Genomic DNA, 21,169 nt, shown 5'->3' with positions numbered 1-21,169 from the left:
TTGACCCTGACCTTGTTACCGTGCGATCACATGAGGAGACTCATCGTGATCGCGGCGCTGCTGGCCTCCTACCCCGTCCTGCTGGCGGCGGCGCTCTGGCCGGCTCCGCTGGTGTTCGGGGCGGCGGCCCTCGTGTCCTACGCCGCCGAGTACGCCGCGCCACGCCTGGCCCGCCGCCCGCTGGAGCTGCTCGGCCAGGCGCACCTGGGCGTCACGGTGCGCTTCGCGGCCCGCGAGACGGCGGCGCTGCTGCTGGTGGCGCGGGCGGCCGGGCCGGATTCGGCGTGGTTCGTGGCGCTGGCGGTCTCGATGTTCGGCGTCCACGGGATGCGGGCCCTGCACACGGGGCTGGCGCTGCGGCTCAGGCAGACGCTCGCCCGGATGCCGGTCACCACCCGCAACCTCGACGTGTCGGCGCTGCGCATCCCCAAGCTGCCGCCGGGCTGGCTGGGCGACCCGCGCGGCCTGCGCTTCCTCTACCTGGACGCGCTGCCGGTGCTCGGGGCCGTCTGGGGCGCGGTCGCGGCCTGCTGCGGCGCGGCCCTGGCGCTCGCCCTCGGCGCGGCCGGCGTGCTCGCGCTCCTCCCGTACGTGCGCCGCACCCGCCCGCTCACCGACCGGGTCCGCGTGCTGGAGGTCGTCGGGGCGCAGGTGGCCGCCTACCGCCCCGAGGTCATCCTGTACTTCTCCGGCGCGACGGCCGCCGCCTACCAGGCCCGCATGTGGCTGCCCGTGCTGGAACGCATCGACCGGCGGGCCATCGTGGTGCTGCGCGAGCGCGGCATGGCGAGGCACCTGGAGCCGTCGTCGCTGCCGATGGTGTGCATCCCGTCGTCGGCCGACCTGATGAGCTTCCGCGCGCTGTCCAGCGCCAAGCTCTGCCTGTACGTCTCGAACGTCGGCCGCAACGTCCACATGCTGCGCATCCCGACCCTGCGCAGCGCGTTCCTCAACCACGGCGACAGCGACAAGGAGGCCTCGTTCAACCCGTTCTCCCGGGTCTACGACGAGGTGTGGGTGGCCGGTCCCGCCGGGCGCGACCGCTACAGGAAGGCCAAGGTCGGCGTCCGTGACGAGTGCGTCCACGAGGTCGGCCGGCCCCAGTTGCAGGGCATCTCGACGGAGGGGCCCGGCCTGCCGTACCGGACCGTGCTGTACGCGCCCACCTGGGAGGGCTGGAACGACGACCTGTTCCACACCTCGCTGATGACGATGGGCCCGCGCATCGTGCGGGCGCTGCTGGAGCACGATCCGCCGCTGCGGGTGATCTACAAGCCGCACCCGCTGACCGGGCACCGCGACAAGGCGGCCCTGCGGGCGCACCGGAGGATCGCCGCCATGATCGAGAAGGCGGAGCTGGCCAAGTCGAAGGCCCGGCACCCCTCGCGGGCCGAGGCGCCGGCCACGTACGTCAGGCACCTCGTCGTCACCGGCCCCGAGCCGCACCTGTACGCCTGCTTCAACCAGTGCGACCTGCTGATCAGCGACATCTCCAGCGTGGTCGCCGACTTCCTGGCCAGCGAGAAGCCGTACGCGGTGACGAATGTCGCGGGGCTGCCCGAGCACGCCTTCCACGAGCGCTATCCGAGCACCGAGGCGGGCGTGCTGCTGGGCGAGGACCTGGCCGGCCTCGCGGAGTTCCTGGACGGGGAGGACACCCTGGCCCGGGCGCGGGTGAAGCTGAGGAGCTATCTGCTCGGGCCGGAGTATCCGGACGCGCTGACCCGCTTCAACGCGGCGGTGGAGCGGGTCTTCGCGGAGTCATGACGATCGGGGCGGCCTGGCCAGCTTGCGCGGGCTGGTGAGGAAGCCCCAGCCCCAGGAGCAGTGCATGGCGGCGTACACCAGCGGGAGCCGCACCCGGGCGGCCATCGGCAGGTGGCTGCCGGTCACGGCCGAGCCGGCGACGATCGCGAGGGCGTAGCCGCCGGGGATGACCAGCCCCAGCGGGAAGAACGGCGAGACGACCAGCCCGAGGATCATCGCCAGCACCGCGGCGGGCGGGGCGAGGTAGCGCAGGTTGATCGTGCCCTCGTGGGTGCGCGCGACCACCCGCCGCCAGCGGCCGTAGTGGAAGTACTGCTTGGCGAGGGCCTTGACGTTGGGCCGCGGCCGGTAGGAGACCCGCATGCGCGGCTGGAACCACACCAGGCCGCCGCTCTGGCGGATGCGGTGGTTCATCTCCCAGTCCTGGGCGCGCTGGAAGTGCTCGTCGTAGCCGCCCACCCGGTCGAGCGCCGAGCGGCGGAAGACGCCGAGGTAGACGGTGTCGGCGGGGCCCGCGGTGCCTCCGACGTGGAAGGCCGCGGCCCCCACGCCGATCTTGGAGGTCATCGCGCAGGCCACGGCCTGCTCGAACGGGCTGATCCCCTCCGCGGCCATGACGCCGCCGACGTTGTCGGCGCCGGTCTCGGCCAGGGTCTCGACCGCGATGCGCAGGTAGTCGGGGGGCAGCATGGCGTGCCCGTCGACCCTGGCGACGATGCCGCTGCGGGAGGCGGCGATCGCGGCGTTGAGCGCGTTGGGGGTGCGGCCGGTGGGGTTGGGCACCACGGTGACCCGGCGGTCGGACGCCGCGATGGCGTCGGCGACCTCCTGGGTGCGGTCCTGGGACGGGCCCACCGCGAGCACGACCTCGATGTCACCGGGGTAGTGCTGCGCGAGGACCATGTCGACGGCCTCACGAAGGTGCCGCTCCTCGTTGAGGACCGGCATGATGACGGAGATGGGGGGCCAGGCGCGCGTGTGCGCGGGCGCGTGCGGCGAGTCGGGGAACTGCTTCATGGCGGGGCTCACGCTACTGTACCGGCGAGGGAGTCGGGCAATCGAAAGCCCGATCCCGGGGTGACTTGGGGGGGACGGGCATGCGCGACCCGGGCGAGGAGGAGGACGCCGGAGTGCTCGTGGGCGGCGACGCCTACGGGGGCGTCAGGCTCACGCCCAACCGTGCGCGCCGGCCGTTCAGACGCAGCGCGAAGGCGCGGCGGCGCAACGTGCTGATCGCCGGGTTCCTGTCCACCTGCGTGCTGGTCACGACCGGCGTCGTGTGGGCGACCCCGCGCCAGATCGGCACCGTGGACGCGGGCGTCGGCGAGTCCGTGGCGCGCGGCGGCGCCGAGAACATCCTGCTCGTCGGCGTGGACAAGCGCGACGACCTCACCCGGCAGCAGCAGAACCGCCTCAAGCTGGGCCGCGAGGTGGGCCAGCGCACCGACACGATGATGGTGATCCACCTGTCGGAGGACCACCGCCAGGTCACGGTGGTGAGCCTGCCGCGCGACACCTGGACGACGATCCCCGGCAAGGGCGAGCACAAGATCAACTCGGCTTACCAGTTCGGCGGGCCGAAGCTGGCCAAGGAGACCGTCGAGGCGACCACCGGGCTGCGGATCAACCGCTACATCGAGGTCAACATCCTCGGCTTCATCGACGTGGTCGACTCGCTCGGCGGCGTCACCGTCTGCACGCCCGTGCCGATCGCCGACCAGAAGATCGCGCTCAACCTGGCCGCCGGCACCCACCAGCTCGACGGCGTGCAGGCACTCCTCTACGCCCGGACCCGCGCCACGGCCCGCTCCGACCTCGACCGCATCGACCGCCAGCAGCAGGTCATCTCGGCCCTGCTCAACCGGGCGCTGAGCGCCGAGACGCTGAGCAACCCGGCCAAGCTGGCCTCGTTCGTCAACTCCACGCTGGGCACGGTCAAGGTGGACCCGGACGACGGCCTGGTCGACCTCGCCGTGCAGATGCGCGACGTCTCGCTGCAGAACGTGCGCTTCGTGGACGTGCCGCTGGCGGACGTGAACTACCGCGCCCCCACGGGCGAGTCGGCGGTGCTGTGGGACAAGCCGGCCGCCAAGGACCTGTTCGCCAAGATCGACAGCGACCAGGACGTCACCAAGCCCACGCCGACGGCCGCCGCCACGCCCTCGGCCAAGCCCTCCGCGATCGCGCCGGGCAGCGTCACGCTCAAGGTCAAGAACGGCACGCTGATCACCGGGCTCGGGGCGCGGACGAAGGAGGGGCTGGTCGCGTACGGCTTCAAGGTGCCCGACGAGCCCGGCAACACCGACAAGAAGGACTACAAGCGGACCCTGATCCGCTATCCCGAGGGGCAGGAGGCCGCCGCCCGCGTGGTCGCCGCCGCCGTTCCCGGCGCGGAGCTGAAGAAGGCGGACGTGAAGGGCATCGAGGTGATCGTCGGCAGCGACCAGCCGAAAATCGCGAAAAAGACCTCGTCCGACGCCACTCCGAAACCCGCTGTTACACCAACCACCAAAACGGCAATGCAGAACATATGTAAGCAATAGGCATATCTTTTCGCGTGTCGGGCAGGTGCTGGTCATGGTGGTCAGATACTGGCGAGAGGACCCCTGCACCGTCCTGCACGTCGTCGGCGATCTCGACGTGGCCGCCGCTCCCCGGCTGCAGGCCGAGCTGGAGCAGGCCATAGCCGAGGCCGACCCCCCTAACCTCGTGCTCGATCTCAGCGAGGTGCCGTTCTGCGACTCGGTCGGCCTCGGTGTCCTGGTCGCCACGCTCAACCACATCCAGCACCTGCGCGGGCGGCTCATCCTGGTGCTGGCCCCGGGCATGATCAAGCATCTGCTGACGATCACGAACCTCGACCGGCACTTCGAGACCACGGACTCGATGAACGCGGCCCGTACGGCACTCGGAACGGCGGCCTGACCCTCTTCCTCCCGTGCTGGATACTCGGTTGTCGGCCGGGTGTTCCCGCAACTGCTGGAGGAAACCGTGAGACTTGGCGTGATGTTCGACCGGGGCCTGCCGCCCGAGCGGCTCGTGCCGTTCGCCAGGGAGCTGGACGACAGCTCCGCCGACGACCTGTGGGTGGTCGAGGACCTCGGCTGGGCGGGCGGCCTCACCTCGGCCGCGACCGCCCTGGCGGTCACCTCCCGCCTGCGCGTCGGCATCGGCATCACCCCCGCTCCCCTGCGCAACCCGGTGCTGCTGGCCATGGAGCTGGGCAACCTCGCCCGACTGCACCCGGGGCGGCTCGCCGCCGGGATCGGGCACGGCGTACGGGAATGGATGCGGCAGGCCGGGGCGGCCCCCGCGTCGCCGCTGGCGCTGCTGGAGGAGACGATCACGTCCGTACGGGCGCTGCTGCGGGGCGAGACAGTGACGCTGGAGGGCCGGGAGGTCCGGCTCGACGGGGTCTCGCTCGTGCACCCGCCCGCCACCGTCCCGCCGCTGCTGGCCGGGGTGAAAGGGCCGAAGTCGCTGGCGCTGTCCGGGCGGGTGGCGGACGGCACCATCCTGCCGGAAGGCGTCGGGCCCGCGCAGCTCACCGCCATGCGGAAGACCATCGGGGCCGGGGACGGGCACGAGGTGGTGATGTTCACCTTCCTCGGGGTCGGCGACGGCTACACGGTCGATCGCGGGCTGATCGAGGAGCAGGCCGGGTTCCTGGGGGTGGCGCCCGAGGACGTGGTGATGGCGACCGGGACGGCCGAGGAGGCCGCCGAGCGGATCAAGTGGCTGGCGGCGGCCGGGGCGGACACCGTCGTGGTACGGCCGCTGGACCTCGCCGACCCGCTGCGGCACGTCCGGGCGCTCCTGGCGGCCCTTTAACCCGGGTTGGTGGCCATCTGACCGATGGTGGTCGGTCAGATGGCCGATGAGGGTGGGGCCCCTTGTCGCGAAGATCGATCCCATGACGCGACTCGCTGCGATCGCAGCCTCAACCGCCGTCGCGGCCCTGACGGCCCTCACCACGGCCGGATGCGGCGGCCTCGACGCCGAAGACGTCCGCGCCACCCGCGCGTTCCCCGTGACGGGCACCGAGCTGAAGATCGTCTCCTCGCTGGGCGGCGTCCGCGTCCTGCCCGGCGCGGCCGGCTCGGTCCAGGTGGAACGCTGGGTGCGCGGCAAGGCGGCCCGCGAGGGCAACGCCACCTGGTCCCTGCGCGACGGCGTCCTGCGGCTCGGCGCGGACTGCAGCATGATCTTCGGCGACTGCGGCGCCCGCTACCACGTCAAGGTGCCGCCCGCCGTCCACGTCACCGTCGAGGCCCCGGACGGCGTCATACTCAAGGAGCTCAAGCAGGACGTGGACGCGGTCTCGCGCGAGCACATCCAGGTGGACACCGCCTCGGGCCGGCTGCGCCTGCGCAGCGACGGCCCGATCACCGCCACCGGCCTGACCTCTCCGGCCGTTCGCGCCCGGACCGTGGACGGCGCGATCGACGTCACCTTCGTCACCGCCCCGGCCGACCTGGACCTCGAGTCCGCTGACGGCCGGGTGACGGCGACGGTGCCGAAGGGCTCGTACGCGGTGACCGCCCGCAGCAAGGACGGCTCCGTCGACTCCGAGGTCAGGAACGACCCGAAGGCGCCGGCCGCCATCGTCGCCCGCAGCGGCACCGGGAACGTCCGCGTCCGCGTGCGGTGACCGCTACTCCCAGACGGCGGCGTACCTGCCGTTCTCGGCGTTCACCTGGACCGGGCGGAACCCCTGGTCCTTGAGCTGGTCGAACCGGGCCTGGTAGCCCGACGCGCTCATGTCGATGTAGTGCGCCCACGACTTGAGCCCGTCCTTGCGCCACACCGCCGCGTACGTGCCGTCGGGCGCGACCGCGACCTTGACCGGACGGAAGCCCTTGTCCTTCCTCGCGTGGAACTCGGCCTCGTGCCGGGCGCGGCTCAGGCCGTGGGTGAAGGACGAAGCGCCGCCCGGGTTCGTGGCCCAGACCGCCACGTAGCGGACGTCGTCCGGGGTGCCGTACGCGTCCACGGAGGTCAGGGCGAGGCCCTTGCCGGTGGCGTACTTGTCGGCCGCGGCGAACTCGCTCCCGGTGAGGTGGTGGCGGGCGTAGACCTTGCCGGCCTTCTTCTCGAAGACGGCCGCGAACACGGCCGAGCCCGCCGGGCCCGTCGCCGACACCGACACCGGCTGGGCGCCCTCCTTCAGCGCGGCGTCGAAGCGCTGCCGGTAGTCGGAGACCGACATGCCCTGCCGGACGCTCCACTGTGACGAGCCGCCCTTGACCCAGACGGCGGCGTACCGTTCGCCGTCGGAGACGTTCATGGTCAGCGGGCGGTAGCCCTGGTCCTTGAGCCGGCGTACCTGCTTGGCGCTCTCGGCGGCGCTCACGTCGTGATAGGCCACGAAGGCGGGCGCCGTCCGCGCGCTCGCCGCCGCCGCCGGAGCGGCGCCCGAGGCGACGAGCATGGAAGTGACGACGGCGATCTTGCTCGTGGTCCGCATGACCCTCCCCCTGCATGACGGGATGCTCTAGGTGATCAAGAGAATGGGCACGACCCTAACAGCGATCGCAGGCGGTCAGATCTCAATCGTCTGGAAGTCGTCCGGCACCAGGCAGCGCTCGATGTGCCCCGCCTCCACCCCCGCCCCCAGGTGGGTCAGCACGAACGGCAGGGCGGGGAAGCGCTCGCGCAACGCCTCCACGTGCGCGACCTCCATGTGCCCGGCCGCCGGGTGGTGCGGGCCGTTGCACTCCAGGATGAGCGTGTCGCTGGCCGCCGCGAGCGCGTCGAGGCCCGCGCACGGCCGCGTGTCACCCGAGTAGCCGACGGTCCCGCCGTCGCGTTCGAAGACGTAGCCGTAGCAGTCGAGATGCGGCACGTGGTCCACCTCCACGGCCCGGAACTTGACCGGTCCCGCCACCTGCCACGAGCAGTCCACCTCGACGTAGCGGAGGTCGAGCTTCTCGTGCGCCTCCTCGTGGATGCCGGGAACGCCGGCGACGTCCATCATCGTCCGCAGGAACCGCTCGACCCCCGGCGGCCCCACCACGTGGAGCGGCGTGGCGGCGTGCCGGTGCAGCAGTTCGAGCAGCAGGAAAGGCCAGCCGAAGGTGTGGTCGGCGTGAAAGTGCGAGATCGCCACCACGTCGAGGCCGGCCACGTCGATGCCGCAGCGATGCAGGTGGGGCAGCGCGGTGGGCGACGGCTCGACCAGAATGTGATCGTCGAGCACGAATCCATTCCAATAGCGGCCGATGCCGGTGAAATTGCCGGTGCCGAGAAAGGTGACCCTGGTCAATACGCCCCCCGTGGTAGCCGTTCCGAAGAATCTCACACCGGATATACGGGAGAGAGGCCCACTTCAGCCTTTTCCGTACGCGACCAGCTCCACCTCGTAGCCGTCCTCGTCCGCCAGATAGGCCGCGTAGTGGCGCTCGCCGCCGGCGTACGGGTGACGCTCGGGGAAGAGCAACGTCCAGCCGTGGGCGGCGGCCCGCCCGGCCAGAGCGTCCACCTCGGCCCGGCCGCCCGCGTGGAAGGCGAGGTGGTTCAGGCCGGGACGCAGCCGGTCGTGGCTGCCCGCGGTGAGCGCGGGCGACCGCTCCAGCACCACGTACGTCGTCCCCAGCCGCCAGCTCCGGCCGTCCGGCCACTCCTGGAACACCTCGTACCCCAGCTCCGTGAGCAGCCAGCCCCAGCTCCGGGTCGCGCGGTCCAGGTCGGGCACCCAGATCTCGACGTGGTGCAGGGAGCCGGTGACGGGCTCGGTCGTGTCCTCCATGCCGCGACCCTAACGGCCCCGCCCCCCTTGGTCAGTCGACGCCGTTGGGGCAGAGGAACGACGTGATGCGGGCGGGCGCGGCCGTCACCAGCTTCGAGCCGTAGTCGCGCGAGCAGAGGTTGCTGCCGATGTCGCCGTCCAGGAAGCGGGTGGCGTCGCGCGTGGCGATCAGGTCGATGCCGCCGACGCTCGGGGATTCGATCCTGGCCGCCACCCAGTTCCCCACGCACAGCCGGGCCGCGACGGCGGCGTCCGACGGGAGGTTGCCGCCGTTCAGCGCGGCGGCCTCACGGAGGATGGAGCTCTCGGACGCGCATGGGGTGGGGGCTGTGGAGGCCGGCTGCTTGCGTGGGAGACGCGTCTTCTCCGGGGTGGCCGTCTCTTCCGGGGGCGCCGTCTCGTCCTCGGCTTGATCTGTGGGGTCGTCCGTGGTGGCGTCGTCCGTGGGCTGGTCCTTGGTCTCGTCGCTCGTGTCCGGGGTCGGGGTCTCCTCGTACGTCTTCGTCGTCACGGTCGGACGTTCGCTCGGGCTCAGCAGCGCCTCCAGCAGTCCTCGTCCGGAGTTCGACGCCAGCGCCGCTCCCCCGGCCACGACGGCCACTACGGCGACGGCCACCGCCGCGGCCGCCCATCCCGGAATCAACCTGCGCCTGGCGGGCACCGCCGGGGGCGGCAGGACCTTCGTACGCGTCAGGGGCAGGGTGACGGGCGTCGGGCCCGTGCCCGACCTGATCGCGGTGAGCCGGGCGAGCACCTCCTCGGCGGGCGGCCGGGCCGTGCGGTCCTTGGCGAGCGCGCTCCGTACGAGCTCGCGGACCTCCTTCGGCACCCCGGATAAATCGGGATCGACGCCCATGACCCGATAAGCGAGGACATCGGGAGCCCCGGTGCCGAAGGGCGGGCGCCCGGTGGCCGCGTACGTCATGAGCGCGCCCCACGCGAAGACGTCGGCGGCGGCGTCCGCCTGGCCGCCCCGGTACTGCTCGGGACTGATCCAGCCGGGCGTGCCGATCAGCGCGCCGGTGCCCGTGAGCCCGCTCTCGTCGAGGGCCCGCGCGATGCCGAAGTCCAGGACCTTCGCGCCGGAGTCGGCGAGGATGACGTTCCCGGGCTTGAGGTCGCGGTGCACGATGCCGGCCCGGTGGATGTCGGTGAGCGCCTCGGCGATGTCGGCGCCGAACGAGAGCAGCCTGTCGGGGGGCAGCGGCGCGTTCTGCTGGACGTACGTGCTGAGCGTCGGCCCCGGAACGAACTCGGTGGCCAGCCAGGGCGGCATCGCGCCGGTGTCGGCGTCCAGCACCGAGACGACGCAGCGCCCCCGCACCCGCGACAGCAGCTCCACCTCACGGACGAACCGGGCCAGGAACTGCGGGTCCGCCGCCAGCCCCGGATGGATGACCTTGACCGCGACCCGGGCGCCGTCGGCCGCGACCCCCGCGTAGACGACCCCCATGCCGCCCGCGCCCATCCGTCCCACGATCCGGTAAGGGCCGATCGACTCGCGCTCGTCCATCGTCAGGGGGCCGAAGCCGCCGGGGTCGCTCATCCAGCGATCTTATTGACCGGCTCTGTTCTGCGGCCTCGTACCGCGCATCCGGTTTTCCGCCCATCGCCCGAGCGCGCCTTTTGCGGCGCGATGCGGGCATATTCGGTACCGGCTCGTAGGCCAGTGCCGCGCTAGGCTCGCGTCCCGTGTCTTCTGATCATTTATGGCGGGTTATCAGGATCGGCTCAGTAGGTCTGGTTCTTGCGGCGACCGTCGCGGGCCTGGTGTTCGGCGACGACTGGCTCTGGATGGCCGTCCAATGGTCGCCGCCGTACGGCGAACGCGCCGGATTCGACACCTCGACGACCGTGATGCTGCTCGTGACCGCCCTGGTGAAGGCCGCGTTCCTGTGGCTGATCCTGCGTGCTCCCCTGCCGGGACCGCTGGATCGCCGGGCGAGAGCGCTGCGCCGGCTGCTGTATCTGGCGGTGGCGTACGCCCTCGTGCTGTGGTACCCGATCGGGCTGCTCCCCGACGCGGTCGACACGGCATTCCAGCTCGCGCTGTGGACCGCGATCGACGTCCTCTACCTGCTCGTCATCCGTTGGCGGTCCCGCCTGTTGCGCGCGGCGGCCGCAGCGCTGTTCGCGGTCGAGTTGGCCGGGATGGCCGACCAACTGCTCGACGACCTCGACCTCCCTCAGGTCCACTGGGGCGAGGTCGTCGTGCTGGGCCTGATGCTGGGCAGTGCGGCGGCGACCGTCCTCACGGTCGTCGGGCAGTGGCGCGACGGCCGTTGGAGCCGCGGCACGCTGATCGCGGGGTGGGCGTCCATGGGTGTCTACACGCTGTTGATCCCGCTCAACCTGCTCGCCGGACAGTTCCCGGGCGGCGGTCTGGTGTTGCCGGTCATGCTGGACGCGATGGGGCTCGTCACCACCGTGTGGATGGCGGCGACCGCCCGCGAGTTGCCCACCGAGAACCCCGTACCGGATCTTCCGCCCGCCAGGCAGCGGATGATCCGCGTCGCGGTGGCGACCGTGACCGTCCTGCCGATCATCGCGATGATCCACCCGGAGCAGGCCGCGCGCCTCACCTACACCGGCTGGTCGACGGACTGCTATGACCGGCCCAGCTTCGGCGACCTGAAGCCCGCGCAACGCGACGCCGTGTTCCTGTGCGTGGCGCGAGGCATGGACGGCGGAGGCCCGCCCATGTTCCCGGACAGCATGTCGGACCAGGCGATCCTCGCGTACGGGCGGGCGCTGTGCCGGGCGAAGGACCGCGACGAGCAGGTGGCGATCCTGACGCGCGCCGGGAGCGCGCGGCCGTCCTGGGGGGTCGACCCGTGGGACCTCGTCTACGTCTGCCCCGAGATCATCGGCGCGACCCATCCCGAACTGCTGCGCTCGGCCGAGGAGACGCAGGCGGCGAACGACGCCTACATCGCCGAGGAGAACGCGAAGTGCCGCGACCCGTGGCCCCGCGCGAAGGGCGTCGTCCAGGCCACGGCCAAATACTTCCTGTTCGTGGACGGCGATCCCGGCTACCTGGTCCACGACCCTGGAGACGAAGCGGCCGAGGAGGAGGCGGACAAGCTGTACAGCGGCGACGGCCTCGTCACCGTCGGCCGCAACTCCGCGCTCGTCGGGCACATCGAGGACGTCTCCGACCTGTGCCTCACCGTGAAGGCGTTCCGCACCGCGCCGCCCCGGCGGACGGCCGGGTGGCAGCAGGTCGAGGAGGTGCCGATCGTCAGCCGCACCGGCCGGCTCACCGTCCCGGAGTTGGACGGGGGCGAGGTGGGCGCGGGCGCCCCGATGCCGAACCTGGCGATCAAGGGCAAGGGCCGCTACCGGCTCCGCGTCTACGTACGGACCGACGCCGGAGGGGAGGAACAGCACCTGGTCGTGGTGTTTCCGGGCACGTCGAGGAAGAAGCTCACCCTGAAGCCGTGAACGCCGGAGAACGGACCCCATGAGGCCGGGCGAATCAGCCTCATGGGGCCCTCGTTCACCCACGACCAGATCCTTGACGCGGCACGGGACGCGGCCTTCGAGCACTGGCGCGCGGCCACCATCGGCCACGTCACCGCGCTGCTCGGAGCCCCTTCGGGCTCGATCTACCACGAACGCCGCTACGGCCGCATCACCCCGCACGGACTGGAGGTGATCGCCCTGGCGTGCCGCGACTCCCCCTACGGCGTCGTCCGGCCGATCATCGGCGAGCCCATCCCGGCCTGGATCGACGACGCCGTACGCGTGACCAGCACCGCCCTGGCCCACCTGAATGACTGAGTAGCCAACTACGCTCGCGCCCATGCGAAGAATCACCGTGGCACTGACAGCACTGCTGGCCCTGACCGGATGTGGGCAGAACTCCGGCGAAGGCGGCCTGAAGGAAGCGATGGCCGCCGTCTCCGGAGAGGGACCCGCCGCCGCGTACTTCGAGTACGGCGAACCGGCTTGGTGGCGTGACCTGGGCGTCAAGGCGGGCGCCGCCGAGGCCCGCCGCTGGTTACCCGCATCCGTCTCCGGCCTGGGCAGCTTCGCCTCAGCCGCGGCGGCCCTGCCCGAGGCCACGGGCATGACCCCCACGGCCGGTACGCGGGCGATCTCGATCGGTGTGCCTCCGCAGCAGGCGTTCCGGTTCGATGGCGAGGTCGATGCGGACGCCGTACGCAAGAAACTGACCGCCCACGGCGCCAAGCCCCGTGAGATGGGCGGCCACGAAGGGCTCTCGTTCTCCCCCGGCGACGAGATCGACCTGGCCCGCACGATCGTTCCCGGCGTGACCAACCAGCTCAACCAGGTCGTGGTCACCGACTCCCTAGTGGCTACCGCCTCGTCCCCCGACCCCCTCACCGCCGTCCTGGGCGGGGACACCACGCTGGCCGACAAGCCGGCGTACGCTGCCATGGCCTCCTGCCTCGGCGACGTCGCCGCCGCCACGATCATGACTTCGCCCAGTGAAACCGTCACCCTGTACGGGGTGGGGCTGCGCCGCCCGGCCGACCTGAAAGACCGGCCCGTCAACGTCATCTGCGTACTGCCGTCGGCATCCGCCACCGCCGACGTCGAACGCGCCCTGACGACCCGCCTCGTCCCGACGGGGACCATGGGTGACGGCGGGACGTACGGAAAGCATGCCGCGCAGATCGCGCACGACCGGGTCAGCTCGGACGATCACACCGTGCTGCGGGCCGTTCTGACGCTGAACGACACCACGAACGTAATGTTCGCCAACCAGATGCTGGTCCGGGGCGACCTCCAAACCCTGACCAAGCCATGAGGCGGTAAATGCCGGCGCAAGCACGTGGGGGCGCGCACGCTGCACTGGCCCGCCGCGACAGGTGACGTCAGGTGGCGAGCGCGTCCGCGTGGCGCTGGAGCACCTCCCGCCATCGTTCGCCGGCCCGTTCCTCCGCCTCCAACGCCAGCTCCACGGGCGAGCCCGAGGCGCAAACCCCGTATATCGAGCTGGCGATGTCCGGCGTCAACAGCTCGCTGAAGTGGAACGACCCCTCGAACCCCAGCCAAGCCACCACACCCACCTCGCAGGCCCGTCCCAGGCAGACCTCCAAGTAGCCGGGCAGCCGCTCGGGAACCCCATCGAAGATCAGGTCGTACTCAGTCACCCGCCGCCCCGGCAGGAGGTCATCCTCGTCCTCGAGCTCGTAGACCTTCACCTGCCGGGGCGCCATCTGGTCCGTACGGAAATCCAGTGCGGGTGCCGTCTCCCGAGCGTGAACCACGAAGACGCTGATCACGCAGCGCACGCCGTCCCACATCAGTGCCCCGGCGAGGTTGTCACCCGCCAACCACAGCCCCCACTTCTGTCCGTCAGAGGAATCACAGAGCTCGAAGCCATTGATCGAGGACCGCGAAGTCTTCGTCGGCGAGTCCCCGGAACGCCTCCACGTGGTGAAGAAGTGCACGGCCGCTGTGGTGCGTGGAGACCCAGTCGCGATCGGCGTCGGTGATCTCGTCGTCCACCCAGGCGAACGGGCGTCCGGCCGCCCAGCTCACCAGGGTCCGGGTCTTCCAGCAGAGCCTGAACCACTGGTCCTCGCGTTCATGCTCGTCGGATGACTCCGGCCAGGTCACGACTGGCAGACGTGGCAGCCCGATTCGGGGTGCTATCTCGACGTTCGCCTCCTCTTCCCAGGTGGTGGCCCAGACGAGTTCGCAGGGCAGCGCCGCCAGTCGACGCCCCACCTCGATGGTGAGCCGCGCCACGTGCGATCGGGGCGTGGTGGCCAACGGCTCACGATGCGGGTCCTCACCGAACGGGAGCAGCGGCCCGTCGACATCGAGGAAGAGCAGCGGGCGTTCCGCATGGCTGGTCATGCTGCGGCGTACTCGTCACACTTGACGAGTACGCCTCGTTCGAAGCGGGACTCGATGAGCTTGAACGTCATCGCCAGGAGCGCCGCGCGGTGACCGGCACCGCGGGTGACCTTGCTCCGCAGTCGGACAGTGGAGAAAGTCGACTCAATCGGGCTCGTGGTGCGCAAGGCGGGTCCAGCGTTCGGCCGATTGATTGGAGAACGCCCGCAGTACATCCGCACGGGACAGGGCAGGTGGTTACTCATGGCGATCCCGAAGAAGGGTTCGCGGCTCATCACTATGGATGGCACCGTATACCGCTGGCGCGTCCGTCGTAAGCCCACATATTGCCAGGGCAACAGCTGGGGTCCCATGACCTTCGCGGTGGAACTGGCCGACGCGTCGGGTCGCGTCCTTCTGGTGTCGCTCCCTTGCTCACGGCCAGACGCATGGTGGGGAGAACGGACGATGGCCCTACGGCCGGTGCTGGTCGCGGCGATCATACGGACCGCGCTCAGGCACGGCTGGACACCACGGCAAGCAGGCAACGCCTTCGAGCTTGCCCTGACCGATGAGGACCTGACCGAGCTGATGAACGGCCAGCCTCCTGCCTATGACGTCCCTTTCATGCGGCGATAGCCCCTGCTATGTGATCAGGTACGACCGTCGCTTCAGGATGTCTTCGCACGCGGACGGTGCGGGCTCGGAGGTGATTGCACATCGTTTCGGGTTCCGGACGAAGTCTGTTGATGGAGCGGCGGGTTAGGCTTCGTCGCCGACCTTGGCGATGGTGCGGTCTGCAGGGAGTAGGCGGGTTTCTCCGTCTGGGTCAGTGATGACCAGGATGGGCACGCCTTCGGCTACGCCGAGTTGCTTGCGTTCGGGCTCGGTAGGCATGCGGGCTGCGACCTGGGTTCCGGGGGATATCTGGACGGTAACGGCTTCGCCTGCGTCTCGGACGCGTGAGCCGCGCAGCTCGGTGATGATGAGCCCCTCTCCCCTGAGTACGGCCATGGCCCGACGGACCGAGTCTCGGGAGATGCCGAACTCGGCCACGTAGTCGCTTTCAGCGGGGAGTCTCTGGCCGGGGCGCAGGTCTCCCCCTTCGATGCGTGCCCGGATCAGGTCGGCGAGCTGCTTGTAGACCGGGCGGTCGGCGCTGGGGTCAATGGCCATGGCATCGAAGCTACGTAGTACTGTACGCACTTCCGATTGCGCCTACGTACGTATGTAGCTACATTAGGAGGAACGTTGACCCCACCTGATCGGCTGGCCCAATGACACTTCAGGAACTGGCAGCCCGGTACCCGAACTGGGTGATCTGGCGCGGCGCGACCGACACCGGCCCCGGAAGCTGGTACGCCACACGGCGAGCGATGCCCCTGAGCAATGAACAGATCGATGCCGGGATGGCCCAGACAGTGAGCGGTGACGACCCCGCCGCGCTCGTCCGGGAGCTGGAATGGCAACACGAACTCGCCTTTACCCTTTCGCGCAACGCGAGGGCGAGCCTGTGACGGACCTGGGTGATTTCGGGAAGCCGTACCACGGGATTCATCCGGCCGCGCCCCAAGCCGGCTACGAGCGGCTCACCTGGCAGGAGCCCGATCCTCGTAATGATCGGTTCCGGGTGCGCGATCACACCTGCGAGTGCCAGCGCATTGTGTACGAACTGTGCCAGGCAGGCGGCCTGCACTTCATACGGCGGCTCTACCGTTCTGACGGCGTGACCGAGCACGAATCCGATCGGATGCGTGCCCCCCAGGCCGCACGGCTCTGGCTGCGTATCCTGCTCGGGCAGGCGCGATGAAGGAACAACAGGGTCGTACCTGGCGCGAGGAGCCTACTCGTTGAGTAAGCCGGCCGCTCCCAGGCTCGTTATGGACACGTCGATGGCCCGACAGCCGGCCAGCCTGCCGCAGGGTTTGACTGGGGGTTTGGGGGGCCGTGCCCCCCAATGAAACTGCCCGAGCCCAGGCGCGAAGCGCCCCCGCGAGGACCGCGCCTTCGGGCTGGGGGTTCGGGGGGCTGTGCCCCCCGATGAGAACGCCTGAGCTTTCGCGCGAAGCGCCCCCTGCGAAGACCTTGCCCTTCGGCAACGCCTACTTGAGGAGCTGGCGGGCCATGACCATGCGCTGGATCTGGTTGGTGCCCTCGTAGATCTGGGTGTTCTCCGGTGCTTGATTCCGCACGCTGAGAAAGCACGTCGATCATGGGCCTGAGCAGGCAGTAAGCTTCTGGACGTCTCTCGTCGCTTCTCGCCGGTTTGGACGCTCCTACGGAACAGGGACGGAACAAGCGCAGCCTAACGAGTGCGCCGTAGCCACCAGGTCCAGGAGTCGTGCTCGCCGTCCTTGTAGACGTGCCTGCCACTGATCTTCATGGTCTTCGCATTGCAGATGTATGAACCGCCGTACAGATCCCGCCGGATCCCGGCTCTGGCACCCTTCGCAAGCTGTGCCTGCGGGATGGCTCCTGTTACGTGAGTTGTAAAGACGGCATTGCCAGAGGCGGACGATGGATCAGCCTTGATAGTGCCGCGCTTCGTCCCTGTGATGCGAACCTCCATCTTGAGCTTCTTGCGGTAGGTGGTCATGATCGGAGGTACCTCGTCGTCCCAGTCACCGATCATTTCACTTGTCGACCTGTCGAAGTTCCAGACAATTGCAGTCCCGGAAACCGTGAGCTTGGTTCGCTTACGACCAGTGATTGGAGTCGGGGGTGCTCCACTGACCTCTCCCGCATACCGGGTGACTTCCCAGACACCAATGGCACAGCTAACGGCGGAGTGCGGTGATGCAGCGATGGGTGCCATAGCTCCGCCTGTGGCGACAACGAGCATTGTCCCCGTAAATAAGACCTTCACAGGTGCCTCCATGGTTCTAAGTAATGGCGCAAACTATCGAAGTCTGGATGCTCTGGCCCAGACGCACCACCCTGTTGCAGCGGCTTCGGGGCTGTCCACCGGTATCCACCGCCAGCACGGACACCCGATCAGAGCCCCCTCCAGCGCTCCCACCAAGAAGCTCCAGAGTTGCCCGGGGCGGTTGCTAGCATCGGCGGCAGCAAGATCACTAGCCTCGGTGGCCCACCGTCGGAGCACGCCTCACAGCAAGGTTTCTGGCTGAAGTACCTCGCTGTGCAGGATGCGACGGATCTCGCCTGACCTGATACTCCATAGTGAGGTCGTCATACTTGTCGTAGCCGAGTCCTGCGCATAGGAAGTCGGTGATGAGCAGTCGCGTGTCCCCTTAATTGGCATCACGCGCTATAAGATCGGTCAGCGGCTTGGAGTGGCGCCGTATCGCCGCTCGAACGCAGTCCCGCGCATCCGTCTCCCACTTCGGCACCGCCCGCGCCCCCGCCGGCTTCTTCGTTGGAGGGCTTACGACTTCCCAGGAGACCTCAGCCTGCTCGTTGCCGACGATTGCCTGTACGGCCTGCTCGCTCATGGCATCCACCTGCACATCTAGTAGGGATAAGGCAGGTTAGGCCATTTGGAAGATCAATACATTCTGCCCATTGGGATCGATGCGGAAACGACTCCCGCTATGCGCTCTGATCACAGAGGAAAACCATACGTATGACAGGAAACTCACAGGTGTCCACTCCGACGACTAGCAGGACATGGGTTTCGGACTGAGACCTAAACAGGGAATAGCGACTGTCCGCTTTGGGGTGAGCCAACGCCTGGGCAGCTGGGCACCTTGCAGAGGGCTGCAAGCAATGCCATCGCCCGATGGCGTGATGGTGCTCGACGTCTCCGTCATGACTGTCGTCGGCACCTGTCGCCGCCGAAATCACCCTGCGTGTCTCGCTGCCACCGCTGGGTGAAATACACCAGCTTGGTCGCCGTGCTCCATGCGTGTAGCTTGGTCACTCTCCAAGGCCTAAGGCTCACTTGCGACTGGTAGCGACGAAGCACGGGTTGGGAACAACCTGCTTACCGGGGCAGGTTCGGATGTAGGGGGTTCAGTGAGCGTTCTGCTTGTCCGGCATATCGAAGAAGAGTTGAGGCGCTCCTTCGAGGGGTTGATTGATCTCAGCGATGTAGCCGAGAATGCCCCAAAGGAACAACGGGATGCGCAGTTTCTCAGTCGTGCGTTGGCGGCCTACGTGGCCCAGCATCTGAGCAAGTGCTCTCCTGAGGAAGCTGCCGGGTTCGTGATCGACGGTCGCGATGACAACGGTATCGACGCCATCGCAATCGATGACGATAAACCCCATGTGTGGCTGATACAGGCCAAGTGGGTCAAGGCCGGGGATGGGGCGATTGATAAGGAGACGACGCTCAAGCTGAAGGACGGCCTCGATCTACTACTGACTGTAGAATATGAAGCTTTCAACGGACGCTTCGCGAAACTGGCTGACCGCGTTGATAAAGCGCTAGGAAACCCTGAAGTGAGGATCTCCTTGGTACTCGCGGTGCTGGGTAACGCGAAGATGGACCCTGTCGTCGAGCGGCCGCTGTTGGCCGCGAAAGAGTACGTCAATGCTGGGGCGAAGCCTGAGGACGAGATTCTCGACATCAAACGCTTCGGGTTGCAGGATATTCACAAGACTATTCGAGCCAAGTCAGCTCCCGAGAAAATTAACCTTTCAGTGACCCTAGACGGTTCAGGGCGCCTGCAGGAGCCATATCTCGCTTACTATGGGACGGTCTCGGTAGGCCAGGTGGCTCGCTGGTACGACCAGTTCGAAGGCAACCTATTCGAGCAGAATATTCGCAAGTCGCTTGGCCTGACTGGTGTCAACAGGTCACTGGTTGAGACGCTGGTGAGCCGTCCGCGAGATTTCTGGTACTTCAACAATGGGATTACAGTTCTGTGTGACAAGGTCCGGCCGACTGTGCAGTACGTGATCTCCGATAACGGGCCGCGTGAGTACAAATTGGAGGGAGCGAGTGTCGTCAACGGCGCCCAGACAGTCGCGGCGATCAGCGAAGGACTGCGGCGAGCGCCCGATGTGGCTGGAGCAGCACGGGTCTGGATTCGGTTGATCTCGTTGGAGGACTGTCCAGAGGGCTTTGGCGACCAGATCACTCGTGCGACCAATACCCAGAACCAGGTTGCACGCCGTGACCTGGCAGCACTCGACGAGGTGCAGGTTCGGCTGCGAGAAGAGTTTTCCTGGGCTCTGTCCCGCACCTATGTGATCAAAGGAGGAGACGGGCCACCCGACCCAGATCACGGGTGTACCAACGTCGAAGCCGCGGAGGCGCTCGCCTGTACCCACGCTCGACCTGAACTCACCGTTCAGGCGAAGACCAGCGGCGACACGCTCTGGGAGCGAGAGGGCGGGAACATCTATGACCAGGTATTCCCGAAGAAGATCAGCGTTCACAGAGTCTGGCGAGCCGTGCTGTTCAACCGGATGGTCGGCGCAACGTTGGACGAGGAGATCGATCGGCTTGAGGGGATCACCGCCAGAGTGGCGGAGCACGGCAGGGCCCTGATCACGCACATCGTCTTCCACACCTTTGATCAAACCGGAATAAACGAACCGCAATCCTCCTGGGAGGACAGGGTCCTCCCAGGAGTCAAGGAACGGACCATCGAGGTCCTGGCCTGGCTCGCTCACCATGCCGAGGCAATGGGCGGTTACGCCGGAAACACCTTCAAGAACCCGGAGAAATGCAGGTCTCTCGCAAGTTCGGTGGCCGCGTCGCTCAAGGGGCGGACCGCCACGCCGGAGCTCCAAGTGAAAACGCGTAGTGCGCGCGCGGTCGGGGTACTCGTCGATGCCGGCGTCATCATGGAGGGAAGCGTGCTTGAGCTCAAGATAAGCGGCGAAGAACAGGCTGGAATCGAGGCATGGGTGGCCGAAGATCAACGGCGTGGGCGGGCCGCTTGGGTGAACAGTAGATCGAAGCCGCTGATCTGGGAAGCGGACGGCATCGCGTACTCTCCGACTGCGCTCGTCGCCAAAGTCCGACTTACTGCCCTGGGTAAGAAGAGCGCGGTACAGGGAACGAAGTACTGGTATCTGAATGGGCGGTCACTGGTTGAGCTTGCCGAGCATATCCGCAATGCGGAGTAGTCCGCTATTTTACTCTACATAATCTCCCCCATCCACATACGCCGACCAAGGTCATCGAGTTCCATCCGAAGCTCCTTGTACTCGGGCAGTGCCTGCCTCACCAGTCGCCAGAAGCGAGCATCATGCCCGGGGATCCGAACGTGGGCGAGTTCGTGAGCGATGACATAGTCGATTAGGTGCATCGGGAGCTGGAAGAGGGGCCAACCCAGGCTCATTCGGCCTGGTCCTAGTCCCTCTTCCTCCGGGCGATACAGCCCCCAGCGGCCACCCAGGTCACGTACATCCACCAGTGGCTCCGGCACGGACATCCGGGCCGCCCATGGTTGGAGGCGGCCTGTCACCCAGGCATGGCCGGTCCGGCTATACCAATCGACTAGCGCCATACGGCCGCGTACCACGTCTTCGGCCAGCTTACGGTTCATAACCAGGCATCCGGCCGCCAACCGGACTCTGTCGTTCCTCTGCTCGTCTCCCACCAGGGTGAGTCGATATGTTCGCCCAAGGTAACGAAAGAGTTCCCCATCTACGAGGCGTTTAGAAGGGTTCAACGGTCGAGTCCGCTCTCGCAGCGCACGTCTGCTCATCAGCCAGGTCCGGTGTGCGCGCACGAAATCCTCAGCGTCTGACGCCGAGCGTCCCTCCGGGACGTGCAGCGTGAGAGCCGCATCCGCCTCCACCGTCAATGCAAAGCGCCTGCGTCGGGCACTGACGTGTAGTCGAAGTACCAGCCCATCGACGGCGAGGAGGCTGTCGTCCCTCAACGTCTGTGGGGTGCGGTCACCGGCCGGTACAGTCACCCGT

At 68.1% G+C, this 21,169-nt stretch carries 23 protein-coding genes and 1 pseudogene; 12 read left to right on the top strand and 12 right to left on the bottom strand.

Annotation, left to right across the window (positions count from 1 at the left end):
* Window positions 1–30 precede the first annotated feature (30 nt).
* A complete protein-coding gene (locus ACBR40_RS28560) occupies window positions 31–1,767 on the top strand; it encodes a CDP-glycerol glycerophosphotransferase family protein (RefSeq protein WP_371250763.1) in 1,737 nt (578 codons plus the stop codon).
* Here the strand turns inward: ACBR40_RS28560 and ACBR40_RS28555 are convergent.
* Window positions 1,762–2,784 (bottom strand): glycosyltransferase family 2 protein, encoded by a 1,023-nt coding sequence (locus ACBR40_RS28555; RefSeq protein ID WP_344210295.1) that lies wholly within the window; start codon window positions 2,782–2,784, stop codon window positions 1,762–1,764. The genes ACBR40_RS28560 and ACBR40_RS28555 overlap by 6 nt on opposite strands.
* 80 nt (window positions 2,785–2,864) lie before the next feature.
* On the opposite strand from ACBR40_RS28555, the gene ACBR40_RS28550 reads away from it, so the two are divergent.
* The 4 genes from ACBR40_RS28550 to ACBR40_RS28535 all read left to right on the top strand — a co-directional run bounded on the left by ACBR40_RS28550 (window position 2,865) and on the right by ACBR40_RS28535 (window position 6,418).
* Window positions 2,865–4,310, top strand: a complete 1,446-nt coding sequence (locus ACBR40_RS28550; RefSeq protein ID WP_371250762.1) for an LCP family protein — start codon at window positions 2,865–2,867, stop codon at window positions 4,308–4,310.
* Between the two features lie 34 nt (window positions 4,311–4,344).
* Entirely contained in the window at window positions 4,345–4,692 is a 348-nt protein-coding gene (locus ACBR40_RS28545) for an STAS domain-containing protein (RefSeq protein ID WP_344210299.1), read from the top strand.
* A 66-nt stretch (window positions 4,693–4,758) separates the two neighbouring features.
* On the top strand, window positions 4,759–5,598 hold the full coding sequence (locus tag ACBR40_RS28540) for an LLM class flavin-dependent oxidoreductase (protein WP_371250761.1): 840 nt from the start codon (window positions 4,759–4,761) through the stop codon (window positions 5,596–5,598).
* An 82-nt stretch (window positions 5,599–5,680) separates the two neighbouring features.
* Window positions 5,681–6,418: a DUF4097 family beta strand repeat-containing protein gene (locus tag ACBR40_RS28535; protein WP_371250760.1), complete on the top strand. Its 738-nt coding sequence runs from the start codon at window positions 5,681–5,683 to the stop codon at window positions 6,416–6,418.
* Between the two features lie 3 nt (window positions 6,419–6,421).
* On the opposite strand, the gene ACBR40_RS28530 is transcribed toward ACBR40_RS28535, so the two are convergent.
* The 4 genes from ACBR40_RS28530 to ACBR40_RS28515 form a co-directional block, all read right to left on the bottom strand.
* On the bottom strand, window positions 6,422–7,234 hold the full coding sequence (locus ACBR40_RS28530) for a hypothetical protein (protein WP_371250759.1): 813 nt from the start codon (window positions 7,232–7,234) through the stop codon (window positions 6,422–6,424).
* 75 nt (window positions 7,235–7,309) lie between these two features.
* Complete coding sequence (locus ACBR40_RS28525) at window positions 7,310–8,032, bottom strand: MBL fold metallo-hydrolase (protein ID WP_371250758.1); 723 nt, start codon at window positions 8,030–8,032, stop codon at window positions 7,310–7,312.
* A gap of 63 nt (window positions 8,033–8,095) precedes the next feature.
* Window positions 8,096–8,515: a VOC family protein gene (locus ACBR40_RS28520; protein WP_344210307.1), complete on the bottom strand. Its 420-nt coding sequence runs from the start codon at window positions 8,513–8,515 to the stop codon at window positions 8,096–8,098.
* Window positions 8,516–8,546: 31 nt separating this feature from the next.
* A complete protein-coding gene (locus tag ACBR40_RS28515; protein ID WP_371250757.1) occupies window positions 8,547–10,061 on the bottom strand; it encodes a serine/threonine-protein kinase in 1,515 nt (504 codons plus the stop codon).
* 224 nt (window positions 10,062–10,285) lie between these two features.
* On the opposite strand from ACBR40_RS28515, the gene ACBR40_RS28510 reads away from it, so the two are divergent.
* Genes ACBR40_RS28510 through ACBR40_RS28500 form a run of 3 tightly spaced genes read left to right on the top strand, consistent with a single transcriptional unit; the run spans window position 10,286 to window position 13,292 of the window.
* Complete coding sequence (locus tag ACBR40_RS28510) at window positions 10,286–11,959, top strand: hypothetical protein (protein WP_371250756.1); 1,674 nt, start codon at window positions 10,286–10,288, stop codon at window positions 11,957–11,959.
* A gap of 42 nt (window positions 11,960–12,001) precedes the next feature.
* Window positions 12,002–12,298: a hypothetical protein gene (locus tag ACBR40_RS28505; protein ID WP_371250755.1), complete on the top strand. Its 297-nt coding sequence runs from the start codon at window positions 12,002–12,004 to the stop codon at window positions 12,296–12,298.
* Window positions 12,299–12,320: 22 nt separating this feature from the next.
* The gene (locus ACBR40_RS28500; RefSeq protein ID WP_371250754.1) at window positions 12,321–13,292 is read left to right on the top strand and encodes a lipoprotein; all 972 of its coding nucleotides are present in this window, start codon (window positions 12,321–12,323) and stop codon (window positions 13,290–13,292) included.
* A gap of 67 nt (window positions 13,293–13,359) precedes the next feature.
* Here the strand turns inward: ACBR40_RS28500 and ACBR40_RS28495 are convergent, their stop codons facing one another.
* The 3 genes and pseudogenes from ACBR40_RS28495 to ACBR40_RS28485 form a co-directional block, all read right to left on the bottom strand.
* Window positions 13,360–13,938: a hypothetical protein gene (locus ACBR40_RS28495; RefSeq protein WP_371250753.1), complete on the bottom strand. Its 579-nt coding sequence runs from the start codon at window positions 13,936–13,938 to the stop codon at window positions 13,360–13,362.
* Complete coding sequence (locus ACBR40_RS28490; RefSeq protein ID WP_371250752.1) at window positions 13,853–14,350, bottom strand: HAD domain-containing protein; 498 nt, start codon at window positions 14,348–14,350, stop codon at window positions 13,853–13,855. Before ACBR40_RS28490 ends, ACBR40_RS28495 begins: the two co-directional genes overlap by 86 nt.
* A gap of 47 nt (window positions 14,351–14,397) precedes the next feature.
* Window positions 14,398–14,566: pseudogene (locus ACBR40_RS28485) on the bottom strand (IS256 family transposase); the annotation flags it as partial.
* Window positions 14,567–14,593: 27 nt separating this feature from the next.
* On the opposite strand from ACBR40_RS28485, the gene ACBR40_RS28480 reads away from it, so the two are divergent.
* Complete coding sequence (locus ACBR40_RS28480; protein WP_371250751.1) at window positions 14,594–14,968, top strand: hypothetical protein; 375 nt, start codon at window positions 14,594–14,596, stop codon at window positions 14,966–14,968.
* Between the two features lie 123 nt (window positions 14,969–15,091).
* Here ACBR40_RS28480 and ACBR40_RS28475 read toward each other — a convergent pair whose 3' ends face one another.
* Window positions 15,092–15,505: a GntR family transcriptional regulator gene (locus ACBR40_RS28475; RefSeq protein ID WP_371250750.1), complete on the bottom strand. Its 414-nt coding sequence runs from the start codon at window positions 15,503–15,505 to the stop codon at window positions 15,092–15,094.
* Window positions 15,506–15,606: 101 nt separating this feature from the next.
* On the opposite strand from ACBR40_RS28475, the gene ACBR40_RS28470 reads away from it, so the two are divergent.
* Both ACBR40_RS28470 and ACBR40_RS28465 read left to right on the top strand, forming a co-directional pair.
* Window positions 15,607–15,846 (top strand): hypothetical protein, encoded by a 240-nt coding sequence (locus ACBR40_RS28470; protein ID WP_344210325.1) that lies wholly within the window; start codon window positions 15,607–15,609, stop codon window positions 15,844–15,846.
* Window positions 15,843–16,139: a hypothetical protein gene (locus ACBR40_RS28465; protein WP_344210327.1), complete on the top strand. Its 297-nt coding sequence runs from the start codon at window positions 15,843–15,845 to the stop codon at window positions 16,137–16,139. The genes ACBR40_RS28470 and ACBR40_RS28465 overlap by 4 nt, the downstream gene beginning before the upstream one ends.
* Before the next feature lie 495 nt (window positions 16,140–16,634).
* On the opposite strand, the gene ACBR40_RS28460 is transcribed toward ACBR40_RS28465, so the two are convergent.
* Together ACBR40_RS28460 and ACBR40_RS28455 are read right to left on the bottom strand one after the other, a co-directional pair.
* Window positions 16,635–16,925, bottom strand: a complete 291-nt coding sequence (locus ACBR40_RS28460; RefSeq protein ID WP_371250749.1) for a hypothetical protein — start codon at window positions 16,923–16,925, stop codon at window positions 16,635–16,637.
* Between the two features lie 655 nt (window positions 16,926–17,580).
* Window positions 17,581–17,781 carry a hypothetical protein gene (locus ACBR40_RS28455; protein WP_371250748.1) on the bottom strand — a complete coding sequence of 67 codons (201 nt, stop codon included), beginning with the start codon at window positions 17,779–17,781 and terminating at the stop codon, window positions 17,581–17,583.
* Between the two features lie 523 nt (window positions 17,782–18,304).
* On the opposite strand from ACBR40_RS28455, the gene ACBR40_RS28450 reads away from it, so the two are divergent.
* On the top strand, window positions 18,305–20,368 hold the full coding sequence (locus tag ACBR40_RS28450; protein WP_371250747.1) for an AIPR family protein: 2,064 nt from the start codon (window positions 18,305–18,307) through the stop codon (window positions 20,366–20,368).
* Between the two features lie 14 nt (window positions 20,369–20,382).
* Here the strand turns inward: ACBR40_RS28450 and ACBR40_RS28445 are convergent, their stop codons facing one another.
* Window positions 20,383–21,165 carry a M48 family metallopeptidase gene (locus tag ACBR40_RS28445; protein ID WP_371250746.1) on the bottom strand — a complete coding sequence of 261 codons (783 nt, stop codon included), beginning with the start codon at window positions 21,163–21,165 and terminating at the stop codon, window positions 20,383–20,385.
* Window positions 21,166–21,169 lie beyond the last annotated feature (4 nt).

This window comes from Nonomuraea sp. AD125B (assembly GCF_041402765.1).
Classification (GTDB): Bacteria; Actinomycetota; Actinomycetes; order Streptosporangiales; family Streptosporangiaceae; genus Nonomuraea; species Nonomuraea bangladeshensis.
Note: the sequence above shows the minus strand (reverse complement) of the source record. Positions and strands in the feature narration are given on the sequence as shown.